This is a genomic window from Methylocaldum marinum (assembly GCF_003584645.1).
Taxonomy (GTDB): Bacteria; Pseudomonadota; Gammaproteobacteria; order Methylococcales; family Methylococcaceae; genus Methylocaldum; species Methylocaldum marinum.
Genome location: NZ_AP017928.1, coordinates 2,745,403 through 2,761,797, shown reverse-complemented (window position 1 = coordinate 2,761,797; position 16,395 = coordinate 2,745,403). Strand labels below are relative to the sequence as shown.

19 protein-coding genes and 3 pseudogenes are annotated in these 16,395 nt (G+C 58.5%); 3 read left to right on the top strand and 19 right to left on the bottom strand.

The window, feature by feature from the left end; translation table 11 throughout:
• Positions 1–237 precede the first annotated feature (237 nt).
• Both sS8_RS12065 and sS8_RS29925 read left to right on the top strand, forming a co-directional pair.
• Positions 238–1,260, top strand: coding sequence for a hypothetical protein (locus sS8_RS12065; protein WP_170161057.1), 1,023 nt, complete (start codon positions 238–240; stop codon positions 1,258–1,260).
• Positions 1,261–1,303: 43 nt separating this feature from the next.
• Positions 1,304–1,729 carry a transposase gene (locus sS8_RS29925; RefSeq protein ID WP_119629847.1) on the top strand — a complete coding sequence of 142 codons (426 nt, stop codon included), beginning with the start codon at positions 1,304–1,306 and terminating at the stop codon, positions 1,727–1,729.
• Here the strand turns inward: sS8_RS29925 and sS8_RS12055 are convergent.
• A complete protein-coding gene (locus tag sS8_RS12055) occupies positions 1,726–2,880 on the bottom strand; it encodes an NAD(P)-dependent alcohol dehydrogenase (protein WP_232020615.1) in 1,155 nt (384 codons plus the stop codon). The genes sS8_RS29925 and sS8_RS12055 overlap by 4 nt on opposite strands.
• Positions 2,881–3,443: 563 nt before the next feature.
• On the opposite strand from sS8_RS12055, the pseudogene sS8_RS12045 reads away from it, so the two are divergent.
• A pseudogene (locus sS8_RS12045) lies at positions 3,444–3,783 on the top strand (transposase); the annotation flags it as partial.
• Here sS8_RS12045 and sS8_RS28655 read toward each other — a convergent pair.
• The 18 genes and pseudogenes from sS8_RS28655 to tnpA (sS8_RS11960) all read right to left on the bottom strand — a co-directional run bounded on the left by sS8_RS28655 (position 3,753) and on the right by tnpA (sS8_RS11960) (position 16,279).
• Positions 3,753–4,124: a hypothetical protein gene (locus sS8_RS28655; protein WP_197716744.1), complete on the bottom strand. Its 372-nt coding sequence runs from the start codon at positions 4,122–4,124 to the stop codon at positions 3,753–3,755. The pseudogene sS8_RS12045 and the gene sS8_RS28655 overlap by 31 nt on opposite strands.
• 82 nt (positions 4,125–4,206) lie before the next feature.
• Positions 4,207–4,470, bottom strand: a pseudogene (locus sS8_RS30155) (transposase domain-containing protein); the annotation flags it as partial.
• Between the two features lie 59 nt (positions 4,471–4,529).
• Positions 4,530–6,041, bottom strand: coding sequence for an IS66 family transposase (gene tnpC / locus sS8_RS12030; protein WP_119628671.1), 1,512 nt, complete (start codon positions 6,039–6,041; stop codon positions 4,530–4,532).
• Between the two features lie 58 nt (positions 6,042–6,099).
• Positions 6,100–6,441, bottom strand: a complete 342-nt coding sequence (tnpB, locus tag sS8_RS12025; RefSeq protein WP_119628541.1) for an IS66 family insertion sequence element accessory protein TnpB — start codon at positions 6,439–6,441, stop codon at positions 6,100–6,102.
• Entirely contained in the window at positions 6,441–6,743 is a 303-nt protein-coding gene (gene tnpA / locus sS8_RS12020) for an IS66 family insertion sequence element accessory protein TnpA (RefSeq protein WP_119627851.1), read from the bottom strand. The genes tnpB (sS8_RS12025) and tnpA (sS8_RS12020) overlap by 1 nt, the downstream gene beginning before the upstream one ends.
• Positions 6,744–7,013: 270 nt before the next feature.
• Positions 7,014–8,143, bottom strand: a protein-coding gene (locus tag sS8_RS12015) for an IS3 family transposase (protein WP_119629369.1) whose coding sequence is annotated in 2 segments (ribosomal slippage) — positions 7,014–7,891 and positions 7,891–8,143 — 1,131 coding nt in all. Because the reading frame shifts where the segments join, the coding sequence is not laid out codon by codon here.
• A 106-nt stretch (positions 8,144–8,249) separates the two neighbouring features.
• Complete coding sequence (tnpC, locus tag sS8_RS12010) at positions 8,250–9,761, bottom strand: IS66 family transposase (RefSeq protein ID WP_119627853.1); 1,512 nt, start codon at positions 9,759–9,761, stop codon at positions 8,250–8,252.
• 58 nt (positions 9,762–9,819) lie between these two features.
• Positions 9,820–10,161: an IS66 family insertion sequence element accessory protein TnpB gene (tnpB, locus tag sS8_RS12005; protein ID WP_119628541.1), complete on the bottom strand. Its 342-nt coding sequence runs from the start codon at positions 10,159–10,161 to the stop codon at positions 9,820–9,822.
• Entirely contained in the window at positions 10,161–10,463 is a 303-nt protein-coding gene (gene tnpA / locus sS8_RS12000; RefSeq protein WP_119627851.1) for an IS66 family insertion sequence element accessory protein TnpA, read from the bottom strand. Before tnpA (sS8_RS12000) ends, tnpB (sS8_RS12005) begins: the two co-directional genes overlap by 1 nt.
• A gap of 132 nt (positions 10,464–10,595) precedes the next feature.
• A pseudogene (locus sS8_RS11995) lies at positions 10,596–10,820 on the bottom strand (IS66 family transposase zinc-finger binding domain-containing protein); the annotation flags it as partial.
• A 21-nt stretch (positions 10,821–10,841) separates the two neighbouring features.
• Complete coding sequence (locus tag sS8_RS11990) at positions 10,842–11,699, bottom strand: class I SAM-dependent methyltransferase (protein ID WP_119629845.1); 858 nt, start codon at positions 11,697–11,699, stop codon at positions 10,842–10,844.
• 126 nt (positions 11,700–11,825) lie between these two features.
• Entirely contained in the window at positions 11,826–12,146 is a 321-nt protein-coding gene (locus sS8_RS11985) for a hypothetical protein (protein ID WP_119629844.1), read from the bottom strand.
• Positions 12,147–12,226: 80 nt separating this feature from the next.
• Positions 12,227–12,676 (bottom strand): 5' nucleotidase, NT5C type, encoded by a 450-nt coding sequence (locus sS8_RS11980; RefSeq protein WP_119628909.1) that lies wholly within the window; start codon positions 12,674–12,676, stop codon positions 12,227–12,229.
• Between the two features lie 32 nt (positions 12,677–12,708).
• Entirely contained in the window at positions 12,709–13,287 is a 579-nt protein-coding gene (locus sS8_RS11975) for an AlbA family DNA-binding domain-containing protein (RefSeq protein ID WP_197716743.1), read from the bottom strand.
• A gap of 36 nt (positions 13,288–13,323) precedes the next feature.
• Positions 13,324–13,962 (bottom strand): hypothetical protein, encoded by a 639-nt coding sequence (locus sS8_RS27665; protein WP_145986512.1) that lies wholly within the window; start codon positions 13,960–13,962, stop codon positions 13,324–13,326.
• A 103-nt stretch (positions 13,963–14,065) separates the two neighbouring features.
• Positions 14,066–15,577 carry an IS66 family transposase gene (gene tnpC, locus sS8_RS11970; RefSeq protein ID WP_119628671.1) on the bottom strand — a complete coding sequence of 504 codons (1,512 nt, stop codon included), beginning with the start codon at positions 15,575–15,577 and terminating at the stop codon, positions 14,066–14,068.
• 58 nt (positions 15,578–15,635) lie between these two features.
• Positions 15,636–15,977, bottom strand: coding sequence for an IS66 family insertion sequence element accessory protein TnpB (gene tnpB / locus sS8_RS11965; RefSeq protein ID WP_119627852.1), 342 nt, complete (start codon positions 15,975–15,977; stop codon positions 15,636–15,638).
• A complete protein-coding gene (gene tnpA, locus sS8_RS11960; protein ID WP_119627851.1) occupies positions 15,977–16,279 on the bottom strand; it encodes an IS66 family insertion sequence element accessory protein TnpA in 303 nt (100 codons plus the stop codon). Before tnpA (sS8_RS11960) ends, tnpB (sS8_RS11965) begins: the two co-directional genes overlap by 1 nt.
• Positions 16,280–16,395 lie beyond the last annotated feature (116 nt).

The following is a 16,395-nucleotide window of genomic DNA, read 5'->3' as shown; positions in this document are numbered from 1 at the left end:
CAGTAAGTCTCCAACTCGGAGAAGCAACCTGTGCAAGTGATTGACCCAGCGTGTTTCGACCCATCCAATCGAGTCCCCGCAAGTCTTCTCAATGATGGATTCGTATGCCGTAGGACTTTCCTGAATGTACCCGCGAAGAGCAATTACAAAATTTATCTTATCGAGACGATATAAAAACTCCGCTTGGATTATACCTCAGTGATATGACAATATTGTGTCAAAACACTCAATTCGATAATGCAGCGGGGTAAAAGACGCATGATCGTGTGGCCGAAACCATCTCCTGTGATCCCTAAAACAATGAATACAACTATTGAATATCCGAACTACTCGTTTCGGGTGATCTTCGTGTTCTTAATCGGGGTCGGCGTAATTCTGCACGTGCTACAGCTTCCGAGTATCTTGTCTAAGGGAGCGTCTGAAACAGCCATGTCCTGGGCGGCATGGCCGCACCGTTTTCATTTCTGGGTACTGGAAGCGCTTGTTTGGCTGCTTGTAGGGACAACACTGGCTGCAAGCCGCTTGGCGCCGAACCTTTTCGTCTGGTGGCAGCGAGCGGATCCGTCACAGCGGGCGGTCGCTCTGGGGGCGGTATTGATTACGGTACAGGTGATTCTAGGGCTCGGTTTTTGGCTTACGCGCGATAAAGGAATCGATCAGCTCGGATGGCTCCGAGCGGCGTTCTGGATGGGCTCGGGATACCGAATTCCAGTTTTTTTCGCAACCTTTCAGCTTTGGTTCGCGTCGTGGCTTGCATTTCAGTGCTACCGCCTCGATCGCGGGGTCTTTTGGTTCGCTTCGGCGCTGGTGTTTATCTACCTCGGGTTCGATGAACTGTTTTCGGTCCACGAGGCGGTCGGCGGCTTGCTGAAGGGCAGCGGATTGGTAGGGGACGGTGAGCGCATCGTCAGCGTCGGATCGGTCAAAACCTATTTCTGGCCGCTTGTTTTCCTGCCTTTGCTGGTGATCATGAGCGCCTGGTTTTTTGTCACTGCGCGTCGGACCGTTGGTACCCGTGCGCTGTGGCAGCTCGTCCTGGCCGGACTCGTGTTCGTTACCGGCGCAATCGGCTTGGAGACAGTTGAGGCGAACGGCGTCGCACGCTTGGGAGATGAATGGCTTACCACTACACTCGGGCAGTTCGTTCTACTTACCGAGGAATCGCTAGAGACACTCGGGGTGACTATTGCCGTTGTCGTATTCGCGAAGCACCGCTGGCAGCGGCTTGCCGCCTCGCCGCCTCGCATAGCGTCTGCTTGAAGGGCGAGATCCCGGAACCCGCTATGTAACAGTGTCCGGTGTCATGACCGCTGTGCGGTGGCCTATTATGTCCGCCTGCGACCACGGTCAGGTCACCTTCCGCTATCGAAACAGCAAAACTCGGCACACCGAAACCCGCATACTCCCCGGTGCCAGCCTCCGGTGGCTGCTGCTCCAGCGTGTCCTTCCGAAGCGCTTCCGCCGCGTCCTCGAGGCAGTCAAGGCACGGCCCGTTCTACGCTGTCCCGGCTGCGGCGGCCTCATGACCATTGTCCGAACGCGGACCGGTCACCGTTCCTGCCGAGCCTCGCCGCCCCTGAAACTCCAAAAGCTATTTTCGTCGTCCGTTTCCACATTCAGGATCCGGGCTCGTCCAACAGTCGGTTCAGATCAGGGCTCGTGTCTCGCGCGACTTAACCTTATTCGTTGGGCGGCATACGCCACATCGAAGGCCGATCGGAATTTTTAGCGTCCGAAGTCGATCAGAGGCTTGATCATGCCGTCCTCCTTGTTTTCCATCATGCGGAATGCCTTCTCGATTTCGAGAAATTGGAAGGTGTGGGTGGTCATCGGCGTGGGATCGAGACGTCCGTTCTCGAGCAATCGTAGCAAACGCGAGATCCGCAGACGACCTCCGGGGCAAAGGCCGGTTACGATGTCCTTCTCTGCCATGCCGACGCCCCACTCCTCGCGCGGTATCTCGATGACCTCACCCTCACCATGGTAGCCGGCATTCGAAACCTTGCCTCCGGGCTTGATGACCATTACGCACTGCTTGAACACCTTGGAAGCCCCGAAAGCTTCGATGGCCGCGTCCACACCTTCGCCGCCTGTGACATCGAGGATCCGCTGTACTGGATCAACTTTTGTGAAATCGACGACTTCGTCGGCCCCATAATACCGGGCCAATTCCTGCCGCTTAGGTACGCTCTCCACGGCGATCACATAACCGGCGCCCTGAAGACGAGCTCCCGCGGTGCACATGAGGCCTACGGGGCCCTGCGCAAATACCGCCACGGTCCCTCCTATCGGAATCCCGGCATTTTCTGCAGCCATGAACCCGGTACTCATCATATCGCACACGTACACGGCGGCTTCATCTGAGACGCCGTCGGGGATCGGGGCTAGGTTGGCGTCGGCCTCGTTGACATGCACGTACTCCGCAAAGGTCCCATCCTTAACATTGGCGAATTTCCAGCCGCCCAGCGCCCCTCCGGATTGGGAAGGATGGCCTGCCTGTGCCGCGTCGGAGCCCCAGTCGGGCGTGATCGATCCTACCGCGACGCGGTCCCCTCTCTTGAACTTGGTGACCAGTTCGCCGACTTCCTCGACCACACCTACAACTTCGTGACCAAGCGTGAGGTTCTTCCGTTCCCCAATCGCACCGTGGACTGTATGCACGTCAGATGTGCAGATCAGTCCTTTCGTCGGGCGCAAGATGGCATCGAGAGACCCGCACTCCGGCCGATCCTTCTCCACGAAGCCCACTTCTCCGACCTTCTTCATGACGAATGTCTTCATGATATCCTCCGTTAATGACTCTTCGAGCTCGACCCTCCACGCTTCTTCAGCACGTTCGCGCAAGGTTGCTTTCTCCGACTTAGTGAGTTTCGAGTTCATGGTTCCGAATCACATCACTGCCGAAATTTGTATTAGACACCTACCTCAGTTGTATAACACCGGTCAGTGAGGTGTATAACTCGAAATTTGTTATTCTAAATGTTTGTAATTTATAACTTCTTATCATATGGAAGGGGCTTATGGCCGAACCAGACACACCGTCTGCCGCCAGTGGCCCGAAATTGCTGGATCAGCTGCGCGCCCGCAACAGGGCGAAACATCACTGCGGTATGCTCGGCCCTGAAATCACTGCCGTCGAGGTTCTCGAAGAGGTAGAGCCGGTCGATCAGCCGCACCCTCCGACAAAAGCAGATGCTCCAGTCCCGCGACCTCCCGGTCCTTATCCAAAATGGGTGTCCAGCAGATCGTGCGGCACCGTGCATCCGACATCGAGACTCCTTGTCATATGTCGCTTAACGACGAAAGTGAGCGGCGGCTTGGCCTGTAGCGCAGCGAAAGGCTAAGCCGTCCGCCTCGGCTGACTTGTTATACGCCACTGCCGGTTCTAATCCGTTCATACTCTGCGCGTGCATCGTCGTCCACAACAATTTCAACGGATTCACTTCCTCAAGGTGTATCGGCCCAAGTATCCGAAGGCGGCGGAATGCCTGGAAAAGAACCGGGAGGCGCTGTTGGCGTTCTACGATTTTCCGGCGGAGCATTGGATTCACCTAAGGACCACCCAATCCGATCGAATCCACCTTTGCCACAGTGAGGCTCAGAACCGCCAAAACCCGCGGCTGCGTGTCACGGGGAAGTATCCTCGCGATGGTGTTCATGCTGGTGAAAAGCGCTGAGCGACACTGGCGGAAACTGAATGGGGTTCCGCGGCTGGCTCAGGTCATTGAGGGAGTCGTGTTCAAGGACGGCGTTCAGGAAGACGTCGAGAAAGTCGCCGCCTGATCAACTCCCCATACACAAAATTTGACCATTACTCCATAGTCCACTGCTTGGGGCCTCTTCTTGATCATGAACTTCACTGTGTACGACACAGAGAACAGTGCTTCCACCGCTTGGGCATACTCTTGCGACGTGTTGGGATCGCCTTCGCCGTCAATCATCAGGAACTGAAGAGTCGGCACGTCAACACATACCACCTCTTTGGCTGACGGCTGATAGAGATGCTTCAGGTCCTTCTTAAGATTTATCTTCTGCACGGACAACTCAATGATGGCTAACACCAGAATTAAGCCGACCCGCGAAGCGGGCGGGTTCGGCTTGAATGAATAGTTAGGCCGCAGCATGCGACGTAAGCGCTCTTTTAACGACGTCGTTGGGCCTGGTGAGACGAGGTTGTAGGCGATTGGATAGGGGGCAGGCCGTCGCCTTGGCGAGATGCCAGGGCAGGAGAGCCTCAAAGTCGTCGGCGGTTTTTGCCAGGGGCAATTTCCGGAACAAGTCGACGAGATAGCTGTAGGGCTCGATGCAATTGGCGTTGCAGGTTTCGATCAGCGAGTAGAGATTGGCACTGGCCTTCGCCCCGCCGACGGTATCGGCGAACAGCCAGTTGCGGCGACCCACGACGAAGGGACGGATCGCGTTCTCGCACAGGTTGTTGTCGATCGGCCAGGCGCCGTTATCGACGAAGGTAAGCGTTCGGCGGTACCCGGACTTGTGGTCGCAGTGGCGAACGGTTAAGTGGTCGCTTGTTACGCCCCGGGCAGCTTGCAGTTGTGAGGAAGCAGGCTGTCGATGTCCTTCTGCTTGGTGGAAGGCAGGCGGTTGAGGACATCCTTCAGATAGGCCTCCGGATTGATGCCCAGCTCCTTGCAGGTCTGGATCAGGCTGAAGACGGTGGCGGCGACCTGGCCGCCCTTGGGCGAGCCGAGGAACAGCCAGTTCTTGCGGCCGATGGTCAGCGGGCGGATGGCCCGTTCGCTCCGGTTGTTGTCGATCTCCAGGCGACCGTCTTCGGTATAGCGCTCCAGCGCCGGCCAGTTCTTGAGGGCATAGCCGATGGCCTGGGCAGTGGGGGTCTTGGGCGCCAGCTGGCGCAGCCGGTCTTCGAGCCAGGCCTTGAACTCGGCCAGGATCGGCCGCGCCTGTTCCTGCCGTAGCTTTCGGGTGCCTTCGGCGTCGAGTTGCTGTTCTTTGGCCTCCCGTTCGATGGCGTAGAGCCGGCCGATGTACTCCAAGGCCTCATGGGCGCTGATGCGCTTGCCGTTCTCGGTCTGTCGGGCAATCTCGAAGAACTTGCGGCGCGCATGCGCCCAGCACGCCACTTCCAGGACCTTGCCCGCGGCGAAGATCTGGTCGTAACCGGCATAGGCGTCCGCCTGCAGGTAGCCGCTGTAGCCTTCCAGTTTGGCCTTGGGATGCTTGCCCGCCCGGGTTTCGGTGTGGTCATAGACGACGATGGGCGGCGAGTGGCCGGCGTATACCCAAAACCGGGTTTCCCGCGTCTTGCCGCGGTCCTGCACCGCCACAGTGGTGTCGTCCGAGAAGATCACCGGCTGTTGCTTGAGCAACGCCAGCATCCGCTCGACCAAGGGCTGCAGCTGCCAGCCGCTCTGGATGACCCAGTCGCACAACGTGGTGCGGGCAATGGGGACACCCTGGTGGGCAAAGATTTGCTCGATGCGGTACAGCGGCAGGTGATAGCCGTATTTGGCCATCAGCAGATGTGCCAGAAGACCCGGCAGAGGGATGCCCTGCTCGATGATTTGCGGCGGGGCCGGTACCGTGGTCAACTGCCCTTGGCACTTCGCGCAGGCGCACTTTTCCCGCCGCGTTTCCACGACCTTCAGTTGCGCCGGGACGTAATCCAAGCGTTCGGAGCTTTCGTAGCCGATCACCGGCCGTTCCTCACCGCAGGCAGGACACTGCCGGTCTTGTGCCGACAACGGCAATACCACGATCTCTCGCGGCAGATGCGCCGGCAGTGCGGTGCGCTTCGGTTGATTCTTGGCGGGCGATTGCACCACCACCGTCTTGAACGCCACCGGACTGGCGACGGGGGCGTCCTCGGGCACCTCATCCCACAGCGGCAGTTGGTCGATGTCGGGGAGGGTCGCCAGTCGCTCGGAACGGGCGCCGAACAGCAGCTTCTTCAGCTGCGCCAGGTCGAATTCCAGCCGTTCGATGCGCGCCTCGCGCTGGGCCAGGGTGGCCTTTAGAGTACGATTTTCTTCGGCGAGAGCGGCGGCATTCATGGCTGCCATTATACCCGGTGGACCACCCGAAAGCCCAGCTCTGATGCGGGTTTCAGGCACTTTCGACTCAGCCGACCCGACCCGCGCGAACCGCGCGGAAACGGGCCACCGTCAGGTCCACGCCTTCCAGCAACAGCAGCAGGTCCGAGCGCGAAATCGTCCCCTGAACCGGCTTGCGGAAGCGGCCTTTCTCCAGCCGCTTGTAGGCCAGCCAGAAACCGTGACGATCCCACCACAACAGCTTCACCTTGTCCCGGCCCCGGTTGAAAAACACGAACACCGCACCCGATAACGGCGAATACCCCAGACTGCTCTCCACCGCCAGCGCCAAACCATCGATGGACTTGCGCAAATCGACCGGCTCGGCCACCACATACACCGCCGCCGCACTCAGAATCGTCGCCAGCATCACGAGACCAATGCGGCCACCACCTGCTTCAACAACCCGGCATCGAACCCCGGTTTCACCTCGATGCGAACCCCGCCCACCGACAACCACAGACCACCGACTGCTGTCTCACCGCCATCTACCCGCATCAACGTCAGTGGCGCCACCACCGCTGGCTGCGCTACGCGTCGACGCCAGTAGATGAACGCCGCATAGCTGACCGCCTCGCGCGCACACCAAGCGCGCACCGACAACCCACTCCCTGCCTGTTGCTCCAGCAGGACTCGCCAATGCATCTCTCGTTCTTGTTTCGTCATCGCCATCTCCTCCTCTTCGGGAATATGGCGATACTGTGACTCAGGCGCTAATCGGTGGGAATTATGCGGACAGCCGGACGCTTACGATACAGCGGCAGGGCATCCTGATATTTCGCGGTGACCACCCAGGCCAGCGCCGATTCGCTGAGTAACCCGTTGGGGATGAGGCGCGCCGGTGCCGGCGTGACCCGGATGCCTTCGTCGCAGCACGGGCAGGCAGCGGTGGCCCCGGTTTATCGGACAGGATTTTCCCAAGCTTAAGTGGGTTTCTGCGGTTTAGGCTGCCTTCTGGATTGGCAGCGAATGAAAGTACATGCTATCCGGGGTTTTACCGTCAAGCGATGAATGGGGCCGCCGTTCGTTGTAGAACTTAAAATAGCGTTGTAGACCTTGCCGTGCTTGAGAAACGGAGTCGTAAGCATGCAAGTAGACTTCCTCGTACTTCACGCTTTTCCAAAGCCTTTCGACGAAGACATTATCGACCCAGCGGCCCTTGCCATCCATGCTCACCTGGATGCCACGGCCTTGGATCAGGCCGATGAACTCCGCGCTGGTGAACTGGCTGCCTTGGTCGGTGTTGAAGATCTCCGGCGTGCCATGGCGCTGAATGGCTTCCTCAACGGCTTCGATGCAGAAGTCCGTAGTCAGGCTGTTGGATAGTCGCCAGGACAGTACCCGCCGAGTGGCCCAGTCGAGCACCGCAGCCAGATAGACAAAGCCTTTCCGCATAGGGATGTAGGTGATGTCCATGGCCCAGACGTGGTTTGCTCGGGTGATCTCCAGACCTCGCAGCAGGTACGGGAACACCGGGTTCTGCGGATGCTTGCGGCGGGTGTTCGGACGCCGGTACAGCGCCTCGATGCCCATCTTCTTCATGAGCGTCGACACATGCCGGCGACCGACCTTCAGCCCATCCTGCTCCAACAGGTCACGCAACATGCGGGCACCGGCAAACGGATGATGGAGGTGCAGTTCGTCGATTCGCCGCATCAGCGCCAGATCGTTCTCTGAGACCGGCTGTGGCGTGTAGTAAACCGAGGAGCGGGAAAGCCCCAACAACGCACACTGGCGCACCACAGGGAGCTTGTCCGACCGGTCGATCATCGTTTGGCGCTCGCATCGCCCATGCGACCGAGCGCGGCGACTAAAAAATCATTCTCCATCGCCAACTCGCCGATCTTGGCGTGGAGTTCCTTCACGTCCGGCCCCTTCGATGCACTGCGCTCTGCTGCTGTAGCAAACACGTCACTCGCTCGCTCCTGCAACTGGCCCTTCCACTGCGTGATCTGGTTGACGTGAACCTCAAACTGTTCTGCTAATTCAGCCAACCTCTTGTCGCCCTTGAGCGCCGCCAAAGCAACTTTGGCCTTGAAGGCCGCCGAGTGATTTCGTCTCTTTCGTTTCATAGTCTGTTCTCCGGTTTTCGCCCTTCGAAGGGCGGTGATTAGAACGTAAGCGTCCGCTGGAGGACAGTCTTTTCCTGATGCCGCCGAACAGTTAACCGTCAGGACCTTATACGTTGGCTGGTTTCCAGTTGTGGGGTAGCAGGCTGTCGATCTCCCTCTGCTTGGTGGTGGGTAAACGGGTCAGGACGTCTTTCAGGTAGGCCTCTGGGTTGAGGTCGAGTTCCTTGCAGGTTTGGATGAGGCTGAACACCGTGGCGGCGACCTGGCCGCCCTTGGGCGAGCCGAGGAACAGCCAGTTCTTGCGGCCGATGGTGAGGGGGCGGATCGCCCGCTCACTGCGGTTGTTGTCGATCTCCAGGCGACCGTCTTCGGTATAGCGCTCCAGCGCCGGCCAGTTCTTGAGGGCATAGCCGATGGCCTGGGCAGTGGGGGTCTTGGGCGCCAGCTGGCGCAGCCGGTCTTCGAGCCAGGCCTTGAACTCGGCCAGGATCGGCCGCGCCTGTTCCTGCCGTAGCTTTCGGGTGCCTTCGGCGTCGAGTTGCTGTTCCTTGGCCTCCCGTTCGATGGCGTAGAGCCGGCCGATGTACTCCAAGGCCTCATGGGCGCTGATGCGCTTGCCGTTCTCGGTCTGTCGGGCAATCTCGAAGAACTTGCGGCGCGCATGCGCCCAGCACGCCACTTCCAGGACCTTGCCTGCGGCGAAGATCTGGTCGTAACCGGCATAGGCGTCCGCCTGCAGGTAGCCGCTGTAGCCTTCCAGTTTGGCCTTGGGATGCTTGCCCGCCCGGGTTTCGGTGTGGTCATAGACGACGATGGGCGGCGAGTGGCCGGCGTATACCCAAAACCGGGTTTCCCGCGTCTTGCCGCGGTCCTGCACCGCCACAGTGGTGTCGTCCGAGAAGATCACCGGCTGTTGCTTGAGCAACGCCAGCATCCGCTCGACCAAGGGCTGCAGCTGCCAGCCGCTCTGGATGACCCAGTCGCACAACGTGGTGCGGGCAATGGGGACACCCTGGTGGGCAAAGATTTGCTCGATGCGGTACAGCGGCAGGTGATAGCCGTATTTGGCCATCAGCAGATGTGCCAGAAGACCCGGCAGAGGGATGCCCTGCTCGATGATTTGCGGCGGGGCCGGTACCGTGGTCAACTGCCCTTGGCACTTCGCGCAGGCGCACTTTTCCCGCCGCGTTTCCACGACCTTCAGTTGCGCCGGGACGTAATCCAAGCGTTCGGAGCTTTCGTAGCCGATCACCGGCCGTTCCTCACCGCAGGCAGGACACTGCCGGTCTTGTGCCGACAACGGCAATACCACGATCTCTCGCGGCAGATGCGCCGGCAGTGCGGTGCGCTTCGGTTGATTCTTGGCGGGCGATTGCACCACCACCGTCTTGAACGCCACCGGACTGGCGACGGGGGCGTCCTCGGGCACCTCATCCCACAGCGGCAGTTGGTCGATGTCGGGGAGGGTCGCCAGTCGCTCGGAACGGGCGCCGAACAGCAGCTTCTTCAGCTGCGCTAGGTCGAATTCCAGCCGTTCGATGCGCGCCTCGCGCTGGGCCAGGGTGGCCTTTAGAGTACGATTTTCTTCGGCGAGAGCGGCGGCATTCATGGCTGCCATTATACCCGGTGGACCACCCGAAAGCCCAGCTCTGATGCGGGTTTCAGGCACTTTCGACTCAGCCGACCCGACCCGCGCGAACCGCGCGGAAACGGGCCACCGTCAGGTCCACGCCTTCCAGCAACAGCAGCAGGTCCGAGCGCGAAATCGTCCCCTGAACCGGCTTGCGGAAGCGGCCTTTCTCCAGCCGCTTGTAGGCCAGCCAGAAACCGTGACGATCCCACCACAACAGCTTCACCTTGTCCCGGCCCCGGTTGAAAAACACGAACACCGCACCCGATAACGGCGAATACCCCAGACTGCTCTCCACCGCCAGCGCCAAACCATCGATGGACTTGCGCAAATCGACCGGCTCGGCCACCACATACACCGCCGCCGCACTCAGAATCGTCGCCAGCATCACGAGACCAATGCGGCCACCACCTGCTTCAACAACCCGGCATCGAACCCCGGTTTCACCTCGATGCGAACCCCGCCCACCGACAACCACAGACCACCGACTGCTGTCTCACCGCCATCTACCCGCATCAACGTCAGTGGCGCCACCACCGCTGGCTGCGCTACGCGTCGACGCCAGTAGATGAACGCCGCATAGCTGACCGCCTCGCGCGCACACCAAGCGCGCACCGACAACCCACTCCCTGCCTGTTGCTCCAGCAGGACTCGCCAATGCATCTCTCGTTCTTGTTTCGTCATCGCCATCTCCTCCTCTTCGGGAATATGGCGATACTGTGACTCAGGCGCTAATCGGTGGGAATTATGCGGACAGCCGGACGCTTACATTAGAACAGAAACTTCACTTAAGAGGGTGTCCAAATTTCCGGGGCCGGCTCTGGCATACTTCACGCGTTGATGCTGAATGACACGGACTTGCTGGGGAATGATGTCGAGTTGCTCGCTGATGTCGACGCCGATCTCGATCAGTGCCGTGCCGTCATGGGCACAGACCCGCTCCGATTCGGGCAACTCATGGCGCACGATCTCCCGCGGCAGATGCGAATCGAGCGGCTTGCGGCCGCGCTTCTGGCGGCGATGGCCGGTCACTTCGATAGCAGCCGGTTCCATTCGGGGACACAGCTATCAAACCTTCGCCACCAACAATTCCTCGGCGCTGGAAGGTCTTAGCCCGTCCGCCCTGGCTGCGAAGTAGCGCTGGGCAAGATGGGCTGAAGATATGTGCTCCGCATTTCCAAAGCCTGCTTCTTGTGTCAGTTTAAGAATCTCACTGGGACTGAATAGACTGATGAATGGCGTTCCCGCCATTCTGGCGAATTTTTCCGTTGCCTCACGACCCGGACGCTCTTCCGGCTCCAAAAGGGTCAGAGGCTGCTGGAAAGTCATTGCCAGCACAGAGCCCGCTGCAAGTGAGGCGACTTGGCGCATGGTGGCCAGGTTCGCTGCCCTGGTGAGATACATGGAAACTCCTGATGAGGACACGACGGCTGGCTGACTCGCATCAAAGCCAGCCCCAACCAGTTTTTCCCACCAAGACTCACTTGCCTCGAAATCAACAGGCACGAACCTTAGTCCATCGGGGATGCCGAAATTAAGGTCGACGAGCCGTCGACGTTTCCATGCTTGAGGGCCGGGCTGGTCAATTTCGAAAATCCGCAGCTGTGATGCGATCTCTGGCCTACGCTGAGCGAAAGTATCCAAGCCAGCGCCGAGAATGACATACTGACCGACTCCGCGGGCAGCTTGTTCGATGACCAAATCCTCGACGAACCGGGCGCGCGCCACAATTGATGCGCGTGAACGACTTGTTGCCTGCGGATTCATGTCGGGACGCTGCCGCCATCCGTCGCCTGGAGCCAAGAGCCGCAAGCCGATTTCATCTTCAAGTACATGGGGCAGTGGGTCGATCTGGACATGCATGGCCCGCCACAAGGCGACCCGAGCTGCTGTGCGATCCGCCCCTTCGGTTTGATGTGGCTTCATTTCGTCGATCTCCTGTATGTGCGGTGGCTCAACCGAGCGCTCTAACGCCTGAATTAAGCCGACCCGCGAAGCGGGTTCGGCTTGGATGAATTGTTAGCATCCACCGGCACGTCCCGGCTGATGCACCTAAGAGTGGCACGCGAGCTGGCCACCGCAAAACATCTCGATTGTGAACAGGAAAAAGGTAGCGGAAATCGGACTGAGCAATGGCAGAAAAGCCAAACGCCCGCGCCGACGATGCTCCTCATTGAGGAGCCAGAAGCCGTTGCTGCCGAAGAAGCCAACAATGACAAGTACCGGGTAGGCGGCGATAGAGTAGAACAAGCCGCGAGTCAACGCGCTAGATTCTGAGCCAGGTGCGTCGAACAGCATGAAGCTGAACATGAAAATAAAAGCCCACGGAAGCAGCCCGATTAGAAAAATAATGTTTGCTACGATGCGATACATGGTGTGGGTACTAACGCCAAGCTAACCTGCGAGCTACGAGGCGCGAAGCGCCGACGTAGCGAGTCAGGTTGAGCGACGTGTTATGCATTTTGCCTTAAATACGCCAGAACAATTTTCCAATCTGGGAAACGCTCTGTGCCAAAGTGAATGTGCTCTCCAGAGAACCGATCAGCACCGTTTTTTGTGCGATCATCTACAAGGAAGTGCCCATCATTTAGATTTTTATGGTGGGTAAGAATCAGCCTCTTATGTGCACTCTTGCCGATATGGTTTTTCACCCACAGAAGTTTGTCGCTCCATGCGGATGGATTTTCCCATGGTGCTGTTGACAATATGTATGTATCGAATAACTCCGACAATTCATGAAATGCCTCAACGGCGCCTGGTATTGGAGACATTAAGGAGAAGATGCCAGGAACTTCGTCGAGCCTTCCGGCGAACTCCTGTGTTACCGAAGCGTCCAGCTGTTCAATACCAGATGGGAAGTCGACTAACACATTGTCCATGTCTACATACAAAATCTTCTTCAACGCTCGTTCCTCTTAAATGCATAACGCAGCGCTCAGCCGCGGACAATTTTGGGCGCTTTATGCGCGATAATGGGAGCGCAGCGACCGCGCATAAAGTGCGCGAGGGATTCGCTCTCAACAACTTCGTCTACCTCAACATCGTTGACAGGCTTTCTTTCATATAGCTCCGCGCCCTTTGAATACCCAAGCTGTGTGATTCTCTCGCCTTTGATCTTTCTCTTCGCTGCATTGATGCGAATGAAACAATCACCGGAGGCGGTGTAGTGGACCTTTGGGCTCTTCGGCACCGCAAAGTGAAGAATCAGACCTTTCCCATCTGTACCCAAAAACTCGATTGACACATTCTCGACTGCCGGCTGTGTCTCCTCAAGCAAGGTGGCGATAATTGCGTTTGCCTCTTCGGGTTCAGCAAATCCGATGACGCGCTCGCCAGCATGCGACTTATCCTCAATGCCCACGTATAAGTCACCGCCATCCGAGTTCGCGAACGCGACGAATGTCTCTTGGAGCTTCGCGGGAGCAATTCGCTTACTCTTTACGTCGTTGAAGTGATCTTCGTTCAATGCCAAAAGTGCATTGACGTCATCTTCCAGAATTTTCGAGATTTCCACCAAAGCCCCTTTTTTTGGTTGTAGCTAACGCCTCGCTTAACAGGCGGCGCGTCTTTTTGCGCCGTCCTTGTTAAAGCGATTGTTAGCGGCGGCTCCACCACCGAGCATAGCCAAGCCGGAAAGGAGCAATAGCGCTGATGCAGGCAACGGGACAGGCTGAAGCGATGAATAGTTACCAATATACAGATTGCCAGTTGCTTCAAATACTCCGCTCAAGACTGGCGCCTCTGAAAACAACAAGATATTACCTACCTCATTCATGCTATAGATGGAGTTTGTAAATATGCTGGTATTGGACAAATTAGGCAGCGTTGGTGAATTATTGAATGAGAATATAGTTACTGTCTGTCCTGTTATTGATATGTTGCTGCCGATAAAAAGATCTTGATTATCACTGAACACGGAGTAATCAAGAAACATATCACCATCCGTGTATATGTTGTAATCGCCACTTAGTTGTATCCCAGTTGTACCTTGCGATATATCCGTATCCCCTCCTGTTAGAATAATGCTGCTGTCCGGTACCGATAGGATAGGCGTCCCGTTGCCTATCGTGACAGTAGCTCCATTAGCTGAATTAAAAGAACATAGTGAAATAAAAAGCACTGGAAGTATACGAAGTGATTTCATGGCCAACCCCTTTTGACAAATTGAAGAAAAAATAGGGTTAACCATAGCTTCTTTCCGTTGCAAATATGTGACTGTTGTGCCGCTAACGTAAGCGTTCGGCGGTACCCGGACTTGTGGTCGCAGTGGCGAACGGTTAAGTGGTCGCTTGTTACGCCCCGGGCAGCTTGCAGTTGTGAGGAAGCAGGCTGTCGATGTCCTTCTGCTTGGTGGAAGGCAGGCGGTTGAGGACATCCTTCAGATAGGCCTCCGGATTGATGCCCAGCTCCTTGCAGGTCTGGATCAGGCTGAAGACGGTGGCGGCGACCTGGCCGCCCTTGGGCGAGCCGAGGAACAGCCAGTTCTTGCGGCCGATGGTCAGCGGGCGGATGGCCCGTTCGCTCCGGTTGTTGTCGATCTCCAGGCGACCGTCTTCGGTATAGCGCTCCAGCGCCGGCCAGTTCTTGAGGGCATAGCCGATGGCCTGGGCAGTGGGGGTCTTGGGCGCCAGCTGGCGCAGCCGGTCTTCGAGCCAGGCCTTGAACTCGGCCAGGATCGGCCGCGCCTGTTCCTGCCGTAGCTTTCGGGTGCCTTCGGCGTCGAGTTGCTGTTCTTTGGCCTCCCGTTCGATGGCGTAGAGCCGGCCGATGTACTCCAAGGCCTCATGGGCGCTGATGCGCTTGCCGTTCTCGGTCTGTCGGGCAATCTCGAAGAACTTGCGGCGCGCATGCGCCCAGCACGCCACTTCCAGGACCTTGCCCGCGGCGAAGATCTGGTCGTAACCGGCATAGGCGTCCGCCTGCAGGTAGCCGCTGTAGCCTTCCAGTTTGGCCTTGGGATGCTTGCCCGCCCGGGTTTCGGTGTGGTCATAGACGACGATGGGCGGCGAGTGGCCGGCGTATACCCAAAACCGGGTTTCCCGCGTCTTGCCGCGGTCCTGCACCGCCACAGTGGTGTCGTCCGAGAAGATCACCGGCTGTTGCTTGAGCAACGCCAGCATCCGCTCGACCAAGGGCTGCAGCTGCCAGCCGCTCTGGATGACCCAGTCGCACAACGTGGTGCGGGCAATGGGGACACCCTGGTGGGCAAAGATTTGCTCGATGCGGTACAGCGGCAGGTGATAGCCGTATTTGGCCATCAGCAGATGTGCCAGAAGACCCGGCAGAGGGATGCCCTGCTCGATGATTTGCGGCGGGGCCGGTACCGTGGTCAACTGCCCTTGGCACTTCGCGCAGGCGCACTTTTCCCGCCGCGTTTCCACGACCTTCAGTTGCGCCGGGACGTAATCCAAGCGTTCGGAGCTTTCGTAGCCGATCACCGGCCGTTCCTCACCGCAGGCAGGACACTGCCGGTCTTGTGCCGACAACGGCAATACCACGATCTCTCGCGGCAGATGCGCCGGCAGTGCGGTGCGCTTCGGTTGATTCTTGGCGGGCGATTGCACCACCACCGTCTTGAACGCCACCGGACTGGCGACGGGGGCGTCCTCGGGCACCTCATCCCACAGCGGCAGTTGGTCGATGTCGGGGAGGGTCGCCAGTCGCTCGGAACGGGCGCCGAACAGCAGCTTCTTCAGCTGCGCTAGGTCGAATTCCAGCCGTTCGATGCGCGCCTCGCGCTGGGCCAGGGTGGCCTTTAGAGTACGATTTTCTTCGGCGAGAGCGGCGGCATTCATGGCTGCCATTATACCCGGTGGACCACCCGAAAGCCCAGCTCTGATGCGGGTTTCAGGCACTTTCGACTCAGCCGACCCGACCCGCGCGAACCGCGCGGAAACGGGCCACCGTCAGGTCCACGCCTTCCAGCAACAGCAGCAGGTCCGAGCGCGAAATCGTCCCCTGAACCGGCTTGCGGAAGCGGCCTTTCTCCAGCCGCTTGTAGGCCAGCCAGAAACCGTGACGATCCCACCACAACAGCTTCACCTTGTCCCGGCCCCGGTTGAAAAACACGAATACCGCACCCGATAACGGCGAATGCCCCAGACTGCTCTCCACCGCCAGCGCCAAACCATCGATGGACTTGCGCAAATCGACCGGCTCGGCCACCACATACACCGCCGCCGCACTCAGAATCGTCGCCAGCATCACGAGACCAATGCGGCCACCACCTGCTTCAACAACCCGGCATCGAACCCCGGTTTCACCTCGATGCGAACCCCGCCCACCGACAACCACAGACCACCGACTGCTGTCTCACCGCCATCTACCCGCATCAACGTCAGTGGCGCCACCACCGCTGGCTGCGCTACGCGTCGACGCCAGTAGATGAACGCCGCATAGCTGACCGCCTCGCGCGCACACCAAGCGCGCACCGACAACCCACTCCCTGCCTGTTGCTCCAGCAGGACCCGCCAATGCATCTCTCGTTCTTGTTTCGTCATCGCCATCTCCTCCTCTTCGGGAATATGGCGATACTGTGACTCAGGCGCTAATCGGTGGGAATTATGCGGACAGCCGGACGCTTACCCACAAACGAGCGTTGCGGAAATTTGTCCGAGTGAAT